The sequence below is a fragment of the Endozoicomonas sp. PH6C genome, assembly GCF_059322965.1.
On record NZ_CP185342.1, the window covers coordinates 616,539 to 628,181 of the forward strand.

Annotated in this window: 13 protein-coding genes and 1 tRNA gene; 8 read left to right on the forward strand and 6 right to left on the reverse strand. The window is 47.7% G+C overall.

All coding sequences use genetic code 11. The features are described 5' to 3' along the window. Positions 1–9: 9 nt before the first annotated feature. Positions 10–1,407 (reverse strand): aminotransferase-like domain-containing protein, encoded by a 1,398-nt coding sequence (locus tag ACOMG9_RS02515; RefSeq protein ID WP_448215631.1) that lies wholly within the window; start codon positions 1,405–1,407, stop codon positions 10–12. A gap of 202 nt (positions 1,408–1,609) precedes the next feature. Between ACOMG9_RS02515 and ACOMG9_RS02520 the strand changes: the two genes are divergently transcribed. The 3 genes from ACOMG9_RS02520 to ACOMG9_RS02530 all read left to right on the forward strand — a co-directional run bounded on the left by ACOMG9_RS02520 (position 1,610) and on the right by ACOMG9_RS02530 (position 3,514). Next, positions 1,610–1,834 (forward strand): PhzF family phenazine biosynthesis protein, encoded by a 225-nt coding sequence (locus ACOMG9_RS02520; RefSeq protein WP_448215632.1) that lies wholly within the window; start codon positions 1,610–1,612, stop codon positions 1,832–1,834. After that, positions 1,834–2,448: a LysE family translocator gene (locus ACOMG9_RS02525; RefSeq protein ID WP_448215633.1), complete on the forward strand. Its 615-nt coding sequence runs from the start codon at positions 1,834–1,836 to the stop codon at positions 2,446–2,448. The genes ACOMG9_RS02520 and ACOMG9_RS02525 overlap by 1 nt, the downstream gene beginning before the upstream one ends. 127 nt (positions 2,449–2,575) lie before the next feature. After that, positions 2,576–3,514, forward strand: a complete 939-nt coding sequence (locus tag ACOMG9_RS02530; RefSeq protein WP_422136786.1) for a universal stress protein — start codon at positions 2,576–2,578, stop codon at positions 3,512–3,514. Positions 3,515–3,545: 31 nt separating this feature from the next. Here ACOMG9_RS02530 and ACOMG9_RS02535 read toward each other — a convergent pair whose 3' ends face one another. Beyond that, positions 3,546–3,995 (reverse strand): c-type cytochrome, encoded by a 450-nt coding sequence (locus ACOMG9_RS02535; RefSeq protein WP_448215634.1) that lies wholly within the window; start codon positions 3,993–3,995, stop codon positions 3,546–3,548. 372 nt (positions 3,996–4,367) lie between these two features. Then, complete coding sequence (locus tag ACOMG9_RS02540) at positions 4,368–5,021, reverse strand: RING finger domain-containing protein (protein WP_494529707.1); 654 nt, start codon at positions 5,019–5,021, stop codon at positions 4,368–4,370. A 534-nt stretch (positions 5,022–5,555) separates the two neighbouring features. On the opposite strand from ACOMG9_RS02540, the gene ACOMG9_RS02545 reads away from it, so the two are divergent. The 3 genes from ACOMG9_RS02545 (at position 5,556) to ACOMG9_RS02555 (ending at position 7,074) form a co-directional block, all read left to right on the forward strand. Then, positions 5,556–5,630, forward strand: a tRNA-Arg gene (locus ACOMG9_RS02545). Between the two features lie 551 nt (positions 5,631–6,181). Then, the gene (locus ACOMG9_RS02550; RefSeq protein ID WP_448215636.1) at positions 6,182–6,406 is read left to right on the forward strand and encodes a hypothetical protein; all 225 of its coding nucleotides are present in this window, start codon (positions 6,182–6,184) and stop codon (positions 6,404–6,406) included. A 185-nt stretch (positions 6,407–6,591) separates the two neighbouring features. Then, entirely contained in the window at positions 6,592–7,074 is a 483-nt protein-coding gene (locus ACOMG9_RS02555) for a hypothetical protein (RefSeq protein ID WP_494529708.1), read from the forward strand. A 102-nt stretch (positions 7,075–7,176) separates the two neighbouring features. On the opposite strand, the gene ACOMG9_RS02560 is transcribed toward ACOMG9_RS02555, so the two are convergent. Further along, on the reverse strand, positions 7,177–8,793 hold the full coding sequence (locus ACOMG9_RS02560) for a VRR-NUC domain-containing protein (RefSeq protein WP_448215638.1): 1,617 nt from the start codon (positions 8,791–8,793) through the stop codon (positions 7,177–7,179). Positions 8,794–8,858: 65 nt separating this feature from the next. Between ACOMG9_RS02560 and ACOMG9_RS02565 the strand changes: the two genes are divergently transcribed. After that, on the forward strand, positions 8,859–9,122 hold the full coding sequence (locus ACOMG9_RS02565; RefSeq protein WP_422136791.1) for a hypothetical protein: 264 nt from the start codon (positions 8,859–8,861) through the stop codon (positions 9,120–9,122). Positions 9,123–9,140: 18 nt separating this feature from the next. Here the strand turns inward: ACOMG9_RS02565 and ACOMG9_RS02570 are convergent, their stop codons facing one another. After that, entirely contained in the window at positions 9,141–9,635 is a 495-nt protein-coding gene (locus ACOMG9_RS02570) for a threonine/serine exporter family protein (protein ID WP_422136792.1), read from the reverse strand. Beyond that, the gene (locus ACOMG9_RS02575) at positions 9,635–10,423 is read right to left on the reverse strand and encodes a threonine/serine exporter family protein (RefSeq protein WP_448215639.1); all 789 of its coding nucleotides are present in this window, start codon (positions 10,421–10,423) and stop codon (positions 9,635–9,637) included. Before ACOMG9_RS02575 ends, ACOMG9_RS02570 begins: the two co-directional genes overlap by 1 nt. 485 nt (positions 10,424–10,908) lie before the next feature. Between ACOMG9_RS02575 and ACOMG9_RS02580 the strand changes: the two genes are divergently transcribed. Next, entirely contained in the window at positions 10,909–11,592 is a 684-nt protein-coding gene (locus ACOMG9_RS02580; RefSeq protein WP_448215640.1) for a zinc metallopeptidase, read from the forward strand. The last annotated feature ends 51 nt before the right edge of the window (positions 11,593–11,643 follow it).

An 11,643-nucleotide genomic window follows, 5' to 3' on the forward strand; every position in this document is an offset into this window, starting at 1 on the left:
AAAAACCATTTAAAAGACAATGGGTCTGAAAACAGGTTTGGGGTCAGAGGCCAGAAGTTCGCTGATGGTTTCCAGTCCTCTTCTGAGTTGATCTCTTGATGATGGACTGCTAATACAGATTCTCACGGCCTGAGGCGCAGCCGAGCTGCCAACCGCAAAAACTTCAGAGTGCAACACTTTAACATTTTTACTTTCCAGCTGTTGGACAAATGTTTCTGCCCGCCAGGGTTCTGGCAGTCTCAGCCAGGCATAAAAACTATAAGGTTGTGACTGAATATCAAGGTGCCCGATAGTTTCTTTCAGAATGTCCTGCCGGTGCAGGATTTCTTCCCGCTGCCAGTCTGTCAGTTGCCGGGCTTCCCCGGAGTCAATCCATTCCGTTACCACTTCTGACATCAGTGGCGGTGCGCTCCAATAATTGTTTTGCATGGCAATTCTGATTTTGAGGTTCAAGTCTTTCGGGCTGCAAATAAAACCGACTCTCAGCCCTCCCGCCAGGAATTTGGAAAAACTTGAAGTGTACACCACTCGTTCCGGCGCAAGGCTATAGAGAGACGGTAAGCGGTTTTCAGGTGGAATAAACTGCACATCGTCTTCAAGAATCACAAGGTTATGCGCAGCAGCAACGTCCAGAATTTCCTGACGCCTGGCCAGTGGCATTAAAGTGGCCGTCGGGTTCTGAAGGTTTGGCGTCAGGTAGAGAAGACGGAGTTTGAATTGATCACAACATTGCTCCAGCGCCTCAGGCGTCAGACCGTGCTGATCCATGGCCAAACCCATATGGCGAAGCTGCCAGTGTCTGGCGGCATTAATAAATCCGCGGTAGGTCAGATATTCTGACGCGATAACATCTCCGGGCCTCATGAGACCCTGGAGGGTAAGCATGTTAGCGTTCTGGCCACCGGATGTTATCAGAATATTGTCTGGCGCCGCTTTCATTCCGTGATAGCCCATCCAGCGAACTATGGTCTCACGGTGCCGGGGGATGCCCGTTTCCGGATGGTAATCCAGTAAAGGCGACAATTGTTGCCATTTTTCGGCTATTGAACTTAGGCTCCTGGCCAGGGTTTGTTCTCGGTTGGCCGGGACGGGCAAGCTGAGGCTAAGGTCGATCAGGTCGGATTCCCGGGGCTCTGGAATAGAGAAATCTCTTTTTTCCCAGACCTTGCCAAGAACAAATGTACCACTTCCCACTCTTGCGATGATAAGCCGCCGTCGTTCAGCTTCAGCGTAGCCACGTGTAATTGTCCCGATGGTGACACCCAGTTGCTCAGATAGAGAGCGATGTGTGGGCAGCCGGTCGCCACTGTTTAGCTTGCCCTCCTTTATGGCTTCTTCTATAGCGTCAGCCAGCGCTTTGTATTTGGGACCGGAAAAACGATCCAGATCAGGTTGCCAGTCGATCATAGATTCAGCTATTTACATGATTGTCATGGTGACAATAAAAGGATTGAACCATTTTAAGCAGCCTATAAACTGCAATCAAATGAAAAAAGCAAAATAAAAACAAAATTGTATGGTGACAATTTATGCCGGTTGAAAGTAAAGGCAAACAAAACAAGAGAGTCCAAATCGTTTTTGATCGGACAACCGAAGAAAGGAACAAATAATGAAAGTGCTTCCCATTCATAAAGAAGATCCGGTCACCGGTTCAGCTCATACTATGCTAACTCCTTATTGGTCTGGACTATTGGGCAAAAGAACACTCAAAGCTGAACAGATTTCCCGAAGAACGGGGGAGCTGGGGTGTGAATGGGTTGAGGACAGGGTGTTGCTGCGTGGAGCCGCTGTACTCTTCCTCAAAGGCCAGATAACAGTAACGGGAGTTTCATAATGAGTGGCGAGTTGAGCATCGTTTTGTGGTCCCTGCTGGCTTTTGCTTTTTCCAGTACGATTACTCCGGGACCCAATAATGTCATGATCATGACCTCGGGGATGAATTATGGCACCCGACAGAGCATCCCCCATTTTTTGGGCATCTGTCTTGGCTTTCCTCTGATGGTGTTGTTTGTGGGTTTGGGGCTGGGGGCGGTGTTTGATCTTTTTCCAGTGCTTCACGATATTATCAAGGTTCTGGGTGTCGCTTATCTTCTATACCTTGCCTGGCTCATCGCAAAGTCTGCACCTGCCGATTTAAATGGCGGCAAGTCCAGACCACTGACTTTTATACAGTCAGCCCTGTTTCAGTGGGTAAACCCGAAGGCATGGATTATGGCGACAGGTGCCGTGGCTGCTTATACAACAGTGTCCGGAGATGTATTTCTGCAAGTGATTGTCATTGCCCTGGCCTTTCTGGTCGCTGCGATTCCCTGCGTAGGCGTCTGGTTATTTTTTGGTGTTCGTCTGAAAAAGGTGTTGCAACAGCCGTCTTATCAAAGGGCATTTAACATCACTATGGCGCTTTTACTGGTGCTGTCTATTATTCCGGTTATTGGTGAGATGATCTGAGGCGTTTTCTGGAGTCTTGCTTCCGGTGCAGCCAGGAACTGATATACACACTTCGTTCGTTCTGAGCTTGTCGCGGAATGGCGGCACGTAATTCGACAAGCCCGATGCGAACTGTATGGGGTTGACTATGCATGCTTTCAAGACCGTTATGGTGGCCATTACCAGAAGTCATACCAGCGAGCTCGAGTTAAGACAGGCCTTTAGGCTGGTGGCTGATAACCACGCCAGACTTATCATGGCCTTTTTTGATCAAAGCCTGGAAATTATGCGCAAGCTTCAGTTCATACCTCTGGAAAGCAAGCTGGAGGCTGCCATGAGAAAGCAGTTGGAACTGGATGCCGAGAAGTTCAGGCAACTGGCGTGGGAAGAAGGCATTGAAGCCGAAGTTCATATTGTCGCTGGCAAGCCAAGACAGCTCATTGCGGGTTTAATTGAAGAATTTGGTGTAGACCTGGTTATCAAGCTTGCAGATCCCTCTGGGGCATTGGTTCGTAATCAGTTAACTGGTAATGACTTGGCGCTGCTAAGAAAATGTCCGGTCCCTGTGTTGATGATGGCCTGCAGGGATCAGCTGCCTGATTTCACCGGCAAGATTCTGGTAGCGGTCGATGTCGGTGACCCGGACTCTGATGCGGTGGCCCTGAATAGAAATCTGCTCCTTCATGGTCACTATCTCAGCAGTCAGGAAGACGCTGAGCTGCATATAGTGACAGTCTGGAACCTGCCGTTGAACCAGCCTGCATTGAGGATGTTGGGTGATGAGGAGATCTATGATCTTCAGGAGAGCACTCATCAGCGCTATCAGCAGAGACTGGATAAGACTCTGGTTGATGCGGGCATTGATCCTGAATCTGACAGAGTAAAAGTACACCTGTTGAAAGGCAACGCTGCCAGAGAAATAGAGAATTTGGCCAACGAAATTAATGTGGATCTGATCGTTATGGGAACTCTGAGCCGTCATGCCCGTGGAGTACTGATGGGGAATACGGCTGAGAATATTCTGAACAATATCTACTGTTCAATTCTGGCTGTTAAGCCGGAAGGCTTTGTCAGTCCACTGGCCTGAGAGCCAGCGAAGCTGACAACACTGAAGCGTATCAGGGCTTGAGGCCACTCATGAATTCAATGGCGTTGCTGATCTCTTCGTCAGAGCAATCTCCGCAGGTTCCTTTTGGAGGCATGCTGCCGACACCTTTGATGGCATTACCCAGCAGCTTGCTGAAATCACCCGCTGCAGCCAGTTTGGTTTCCCAGACAGCCTTGTCGCCTTTCTTGGGAGCGCCAAGCAGACCGGAAGTATGGCAGGCAGTACAGAACTGGTTGAAGATCTGCTCACCGGAACGAGGACCACTGGCGGTGCTGGCAGTAGCACCGGCATTGGCAGCACACTCTTCACCTTCAAGACACACAGAGCCAAGAGGAGCGATGCGCTCGGCTACTTCTTTACGGGAAATATCATCCAGCTCAACAGGCTTGGCGAACGCCAGGACGGAAAACAGGCCTCCGACCAAGGCAATTAACGTACGTATTTGAGTTACCCGAGACACTCACTTATCCCCTATATCGACAAAGGCCCGCGGCACCATGTAATGAGTCAGTGGCACAATTTACTGTAATTGGCCAGTGGCACTTGGCTACGTCGGGCATCTCAACGCTTATGCTGCTTATGGTTAGATCTGGTGGACCTGAATAAACCATTGCGATGATCTTATTATTGTGTGCTCAGGGCACCGCCAGCAACCGAATTGTTTTTAAGCAACGCGGATTATAGATCAAAACGTTTGTCATATCAGCTAATTGTTTAACAGATTGATTGTATTGAACTATTTGTCGAAATATAAACATTGGTGCTTCTTTATTTGCGACACCCTCGATTGGGCGAGGGTTTACGCGGCGATTTTGCTAAATAAAATCAGCTGTCATTGTGTCTCTGTCTCTGTCTCTGTCTCTGCCTCTGCCACTGTCTCTGCCACTGTCTGAGTCTGAATCTGAGTCTCTGTCTGAGTTTCTGTCCGAGTCTCTGTCTGATTCTCTGTCTGAGTCTGTGTCTCTGGCTTGCATGTTATATCCATTAACATTCGAAAAGCTTCTACTGATTTCCACCGATCGGCTTCGCTTAACTCTGAAAAACGCTGAAAGAACAAATCAAGTAATGTTTTGTATAATCTTCTGTCATTATCGTCTCTTGGTGGACAATGGAGTTGTGATTGTACAAATAGAGCTGCTGCAGATAATAATTTAGGACTTGCCGGTTTGTTTTGTAGCTCGACAATCATATTTGCCTGAAGCTCTGGTCTGGAAAGTGCCTCAACCGCAGGTTCTTGCCCAAAACAAACACTATGATCTCCCGAACTTGCACCATGGTGTACTCGGGATCGCTGCCTGCAAACCGGGCATAACAGATCACGATGATTTGATCGCAATGTCTCTATACAATCCTTATGAAAATCATGTCCGCAACAAAGGCTGGTACTTTGCTGACCACTGATAATTTCATGCAGACAAATTGGACATACGTCAGCGTACCCTATTGTTAAAATTAAGTTGAAAACTAAAAAAATAAACAAGCGCATAAACAGCTACACCATTTTGATTTTAATAAAGAGAGCAAGCGTCACAAAAAAATCCACAGGAATGCATCTACTTGGCAGTCCCTGAATTTGTGATTAAGTGCTGCTTTGAGATTTGTGCTTGATGTATAGAAGGCAGTGTCATGTTCGTCCAGATCAGATTTCATCTTTTCTCATCAGTTCCCTGAGTTCATGGCAAATGCTGAATCTTACGTCACCTCGGATAGGGCGTTTGAAAAAGCAAAAAAGGTTGGTCACAGGTATTTCCACCAGACAAGACACGCTTATGCATGCAGGACCCCGGCTGCCAGGAAAGGTTATTAGCAGACAGTTGACGAATCCACCAAAACCTGTTCAGCTTGAGGTACCAGTGCCTAAAACCGTATTTGCGGCAAAAAGCCATAGACAGGCAGGAAGCTGATCAGTAATATTGGCCTCCGCTGAAAGCCCTGAAGTCAATTGGCTTTTAAACAGTCGTAGCTCAGCTGGACAGGGATTCTAACCTGCCTCAGCCCCGTCGGGGCTACGCCAGACGATGCTCTCGTGGTGTAACGGATAACACGCGGCCCTCCGGAGGCTGAGATTGGGGTTCGATTCCCTACGAGAGCGCCATTTCATTGATTGTCCTTGTTGACACCGAATAATGAACCTTTCCGGGTTCCGTCACGCTATTCCCATGCATCACATATCAGAGACTGTGCCTGTCAGACACTAAGCAATGATCCCTGCTGCTCCGTGATTGTTGACAGAGAGAAAAATTCACTTTTCTGACAAAAACTGAGGAACTTTTTTAATGTACATTAGTCCAATAAAGTAATAACAACATAAATCATTAATGGAGGTAGGATGTTATGCAGGTATCAGGAAGTGCAACAATATTAGAATGTATTTGCCCAGACCCAACGACGAAAACTGCTCGAAAACACGGCATTCTTGGCGGAACTTCTGCATGTTGTGGAGGCCTGATTGCTGGCTTCACCGGGAATGCGCTGCCTCTCGCAACCGCAAGTACTTACGCAGGATTTCTTATCGGGTGCTCTTCTGGTTGCTGTCTTGGTGGTCTGTCTTACGCGGCTTGTAGTGCATACCGGACTGAAGGCTGCACTATCCGCTGCCGTCGTATAACTGAGACAAACGTCGCCTGTCACAGACATCTGCCAGTAATGAACCAACCCGGAAGTAACCCCATGCTTCAGGGGTCATTCCGTGCTGATGAAGACGCCGGTAGCCATTCTTATCCGCCCATTATTTCAATGCAACCGCCACCCTATGAAGAAAGAGACAGTCGAGCCACCCTGACCACACCTGCAGATCCTCCGCCTCCCTACCAACGACATGACTCAGCGCCGGATGGGCAAGAGGAAATTTTTTCAGAAACTACGGTTTGAAAAAGCATTTAAAGTATTAACTCACTCTCAAAGGCTCTGGATGTTTTCTGACAAAAACTGAGGAACTTTTTTCAGATACTTTAGTCCAATTGAATAATGACAACATAAATCATTAATGGGGGTAGGATGTGATGCAGGTAGCAGGAAGTGCAACAATAGTAGAATGTATTTGCCAGGACCCGACGTTGCAAAGTGCTCGAAGACACGGGATTTCTACTGGAATTTCTACAGGCCTTGGAGGTGCTGTTGGTTGCCTTTTAGGGAGTGTTGCCACTATTGGAAGTGGAACTAGTCCCACAGGACTTATTATCGGTGGCATTACTGGCTCCAGTATTGGTTGTCTGGCTTACCCAGCAGTCAGTGCATATCGGAACGATGGCTGCAGTATCCGGTGTCGTCGTATAACTGAGGCAGATGATGTCTGTCGCAGACATTTGCCAGTAATAGACCAGCCTGAAAGTACTCCCGTGCTTCAGGGTTTACTCCGGGCTGATGAAGATGCCGGTAGCCATTCTTATCCGCCCATTATTTCAATGCAACCGCCACCCTATGAAGAAAGAGACAGTCGATCCACCCTAACTGCACCTGCAAACCCTCCATCAGCTTATCAAAGAAATACCTCAGCGTCGGACGGGGAAGAGGAAATCTTTTCAGAAACCGGACTCTGAAAAAGCATTTAAGCCTGACCAAGATTAAAGGAAAGTCGGTCCAGTTTAGTGTGCGTTTACCCAAAGAGGCTGATCTCGGCGATGGTCATGACACCATTCTGACTACTGCCAACCGACATAAATAACTTCAGCCGGTATATCGTGTTCGGAAAAAAATGAAAGCCAGCGTTTCTGATTTTCCTGAAGTCGGTCACCAGGGCCTTTTACTTCTAACCATCGATACTCCCGGGTTTCTGGCTGAAAAAGAATCAAGTCGGGAAAGCCAGTACGATTATGGGCAAAGTCGAAAACCAGTTTTTCCAGCATGGCTTTCAGGTGAGGCCGGGGTATCAGGTCGCAGGCAAGCGTGATTAACTCTTCTGACAGCCTGGGCCAATAGATTAAACGGTTGGAAATGCCCCGCTTTTGTTGATAAATAGTCAGAGCCTCCCGGGTCACATCAGACGTTTTCAGTTGTCTGAATCTTTTTTCAAACAAATTCTGTCGTTTACGGTAAAAGTCGGGGGTCGATAAGTCAGCAGGCGCACTCTGGAAAGGATGAAAGAAGGCATCTGGAATATCGGCAAACAGAATGTCCCAGAACAGCAGACCTGCCAGCCCGCAGATCAGAGTATTTTCTACATAGAATGTTTTCCAGCCATTATTCTGAAAGTGTTTTTGCACCTGAAATTCAACCCTTTCGCTGCTATCAGCTAGGGAAAGGCGTTTTTCAGAAAAACGGGATTGTTTTCGTAAGGTTTTCTCCCCCCTTAATTTTCTGATGAATCGTTTGGCAAACTCCAGCTCCATATCGCTGGCAGGTTGTTTCAGAATATGGGTGCAAATCGTTTCGCTGGTCTTTATCTCTCCAAGCTTTTGGTGGATACGAGCCATTCTTTCCAGAGCTGGCGGCAGGTTTGATTGTGCAAACAGGCTCAGAGCTTCATCGAACCGTTCTTTACGCTCCAATTCCCTGGCGATCCGGTTGACCAGGCGGCTGAAGCGCCTCTTTAGAATGGGGCTGGCAGGTGGGGCGGGGAGTTCATTTTGTAAATGGCAAAGGGCTTGAGAGTCTTTATCAAATTCTGCTTCATAAGCGAGAATGCCTAACTTAGATAGTTGTAAAGCGTCGTTTAATTCCTGCCGGGTTTTGAATAGTCGATTGCTTTTTTCCAGAGGGTAATTTTCAAACTTATAAAGTCCCAGGTCTTGCAGCACAAATTCGGTCAGATTCTGATGGAGATTACCAAAAAACAGGAATTGTAGATTCTGAACCTGTTCGGCGAAAAGAGGCTTATAAATATCAAAAGGCAGATCGGGTGACTGAGAGACTTCAGCCACAATCCGTTCAACAAGTTCAGGTCTTTTCAACTTCGAGGAAAGGCCACTGACTGAGCTGAACCACTTCAAGAGCTCTGGCTTGGTGCCAAGTTGAACCAGTTCCGAGACGTTAATATCAGGATTAACAGCCAGTAGCCCCAGCTTCTCAAGCTCACGGGCTGCCGGGGTTATGGCCAATATTTCCGGATACTTCAATAAGTCTGAGCGGAACAAGGGGCCCTTTCTGCAAATCAGACGTACATAGAGACGCCGGGCAGGTTCAGAGGCAGCATGGAAACAGCTGAGAAAACTATTTTCATCATCCACCAACAGGTCTTCATAATGATGATTAACAAAATCCAGCAGTGACAGGAAGTTGGTTAGATAATAGTCTTCCGGAATTTCAACCATTTCAGTCATCGTCAGGCTGCCAATCGATAAGGTAAAACGCTAAGATTACCCCATTTAATAATCGGAAAACTGCCATGATTGATGATGATCTGGTCACTGAGGCGCATTTGCTGGAAATCGTAGAAAACCAGCTGACCGGGAATAACCCCACAAGGGTTAAAGAGACACTGCTCAGGCTGACCATGACGGGTATGGATAGACAGGAAGCCATGGACTATATTGCCTGCGCCCTTTCGGTCGAGATTATCGATGTGATTCAAAATGATGCGACTTTCAATCTGAACAGATATGAGCAGAATCTCGATAAACTGCCTGACACTCCCTGGATGACAACTTAACCAGCTACTTATGAGAAATTAGACTCTTGTGCGACGGGATTTCAGGAAACGGATGTCTTTGACACTGCGATTCTTAAAGAGCAGAGATGGAATGGTGACGCCGACGGCGAGGGATAAAAGAATAAATAGTGTATTCAACCCATAGCTGACGGTTTGCATTAAAAGATCGCTTGAGAAGGTGGTGGCCTGGCTCATCTCCATAAGCCCCATAATGCTTCTATAGGCGTAGACGCCCGGCACCATCGGAATAACAGCGGGTGCCATAAAAACAGTAGTAGGCGTGTGCACCCAATGTGCTAACTGAATCGACAGCAAGCCCATGGTGCATGATGCCAGCAGTGTGGATGTCAGTAAATCGAGACCAAACTGCAGGGCTACACCTCTCAGCCCGTATCCCAGGGCAGCCAGAAAAGCTGAAGCCCAGAATGCCCGAATAGGCGAAGTGAACAGCGTAGCATAGCCCATGGCGACCAGAGCAGCCCAAAGACACTTTTCTAACAGCAAGCCGCTCATTATTGATGAACTCCCAACATTGCGGAGCTGATGACGATACCTGTGGCAATGGCAAATGCGATAACAATGCCCTGCGTGGCGCGTGCCTGTCCGACAATAATATAGCCATGCATGAGATCAATAATACCGTTGATCAGCGGCACGCCCGGAATCAAAAAAAGAACGGAAGTGGCTACAGCTATTTCCGGAGAATCTCCCCAGTGAAACACCAGACCCAGTCCACTGATAGTACTGGCGATAAAGCCAGCAGCGACAACGGTCAGGGCAAGGTTATAACCCTTGGCCAGCAATATATTTCGGGCTGTAAAGCCAATGGCTGTCGCCGCACCTGCCAGCAGCATGGCCAGAACTTCTCCGCCGGCCAGTCGACAAAAGGCCATACCTGCCAGAGTTATCATGACCAGCAATACCATTTTTGGGTAATGAGGAATGCTTCGGATGCGCTCTATTTCTATGGCAATGTCGGTCATGGGCCAGTTTTCAAAAGCGACTTTCCAACTCATTCGACTGATGGCGGATACCACACTGAGGTTTACAGCGTAATTGCCAACTCTTTTAAAAGCAGTGTGTTGAAGGTGGGGGCTCTCTCGATCAGATAGAGTCAAAGTAATCCCGGCAAAGGAGAAGAATAGTTCAATGTCATATCCCAGGGCATAAGATATTCGTCGTATATTACGATCAACCCTGTTTGTATGTGCACCGGATGACGTAAGCAGAACAGCGATATCCAGCAGAAGGCTGGACACGGCTCGGTGATTATACTCAGGGGCAAAATTCGATATAGCCATGAAAAGCAGATTCTGGAGTGAGGCAAGGATTCAGAAACCAGATCGGCCAATAATGCCAGGCTTCCCGATTCAGGTCAGGATTTTAGCAAACAGCAGAGATAGAAATATACCGCCATTGAACCACGCCAGCGACGGACACTTATATGAGCTGGCAGCCGAGATATGATATAAAGCTTCTCAGCCACAAGTGAAAAAGTGAAATTATTTTTCATTATGAAAGACCTTTTCACAAACAGTAAGCGGTAATATGGGCTGAAAAACATGCTGCAATTCTTTAAAGATGTAAAAAATATGCATTGGGCCCCAAGGCTGATTCTGGCCCTGGTCGTCTTGAAAGTGATCGCCGACGTGGTACGTGAACAGGCCATTTTTTAATCCTGAAAGCGTATAAAAACGCTGCAAATCAAGAGAATGGCTGAGCGAAAAGCTCGATAGTTTACGAAATTTCCGGGCTAAAACATTATCAATGGATTGGAGAGCATGGAATGGTCTTTGTCATCCTGGGGTTGTTGATTCTTGTTCTGGTGTTTGGTCCCCAGATCTGGGTAAAGCGAACAATCAGACTACATAGCAGTGATCGTCCGGATCTCCAGGGAACCGGTGGCGAGCTGGCTGAACATCTTGTGGAACGCTTTGGCCTTGAGGGTGTAAAGGTTATCAAAGGCAACCAGGGAGAAGACTTCTATAACCCGGAAGAGTGGCTGATTTCGCTTTCTCCGGAAAACTACGATGGACGTTCAGTTTCAGCAGTTGCTGTCGCGGCCCATGAAACCGGACATGCGCTTCAGCATCAGGAAAAACATGCCGGATTTATGCTTCGTCAGAGGCGGATACGTCTCGCCATAACCATAGAGCGTTTCAGTGCCATGGCACTGATGATTACGCCACTGATTTTCGCCCTGACCCGGGTTCCACACAGCATGTTGCTAACGGTTTTGGTCGGTATCTCCGGTATGCTAGCGGCCATCTGGGTGCAACTGATCAATTTGCCCGTTGAACTGGATGCCAGCTTTAAAAAAGCCCTGCCCATTCTGGCGGAGGGTTACCTGTCAGAAAAAGATATGCCTGCTGCCAGAGAGGTATTAAAAGCGGCTGCCATGACTTATGTTGCTGCAGCGCTGGGCAGCCTGCTTAATCTTGGCCGCTGGATTGCTATTCTCAGACGTTAGTTTGAATGAGCGTCATAATCTCTCCGGAGTATTTATTCTGAAGGAGCTCGA

Bases quoted from the DNA above. Each gene is read 5' to 3' on its own strand.
- ACOMG9_RS02565 (WP_422136791.1), top strand. From the start codon at position 8,859: ATGATTGATGATGATCTGGTCACTGAGGCGCATTTGCTGGAAATCGTA.
- ACOMG9_RS02525 (WP_448215633.1), top strand. From the start codon at position 1,834: ATGAGTGGCGAGTTGAGCATCGTTTTGTGGTCCCTGCTGGCTTTTGCT.
- ACOMG9_RS02575 (WP_448215639.1), bottom strand. From the start codon at position 10,423: ATGGCTATATCGAATTTTGCCCCTGAGTATAATCACCGAGCCGTGTCC.
- ACOMG9_RS02515 (WP_448215631.1), bottom strand. From the start codon at position 1,407: ATGATCGACTGGCAACCTGATCTGGATCGTTTTTCCGGTCCCAAATAC.
- ACOMG9_RS02530 (WP_422136786.1), top strand. From the start codon at position 2,576: ATGCATGCTTTCAAGACCGTTATGGTGGCCATTACCAGAAGTCATACC.
- ACOMG9_RS02520 (WP_448215632.1), top strand. From the start codon at position 1,610: ATGAAAGTGCTTCCCATTCATAAAGAAGATCCGGTCACCGGTTCAGCT.
- ACOMG9_RS02580 (WP_448215640.1), top strand. From the start codon at position 10,909: ATGGTCTTTGTCATCCTGGGGTTGTTGATTCTTGTTCTGGTGTTTGGT.
- ACOMG9_RS02540 (WP_494529707.1), bottom strand. From the start codon at position 5,021: ATGCGCTTGTTTATTTTTTTAGTTTTCAACTTAATTTTAACAATAGGG.
- ACOMG9_RS02560 (WP_448215638.1), bottom strand. From the start codon at position 8,793: ATGACTGAAATGGTTGAAATTCCGGAAGACTATTATCTAACCAACTTC.
- ACOMG9_RS02570 (WP_422136792.1), bottom strand. From the start codon at position 9,635: ATGAGCGGCTTGCTGTTAGAAAAGTGTCTTTGGGCTGCTCTGGTCGCC.
- ACOMG9_RS02550 (WP_448215636.1), top strand. From the start codon at position 6,182: ATGAACCAACCCGGAAGTAACCCCATGCTTCAGGGGTCATTCCGTGCT.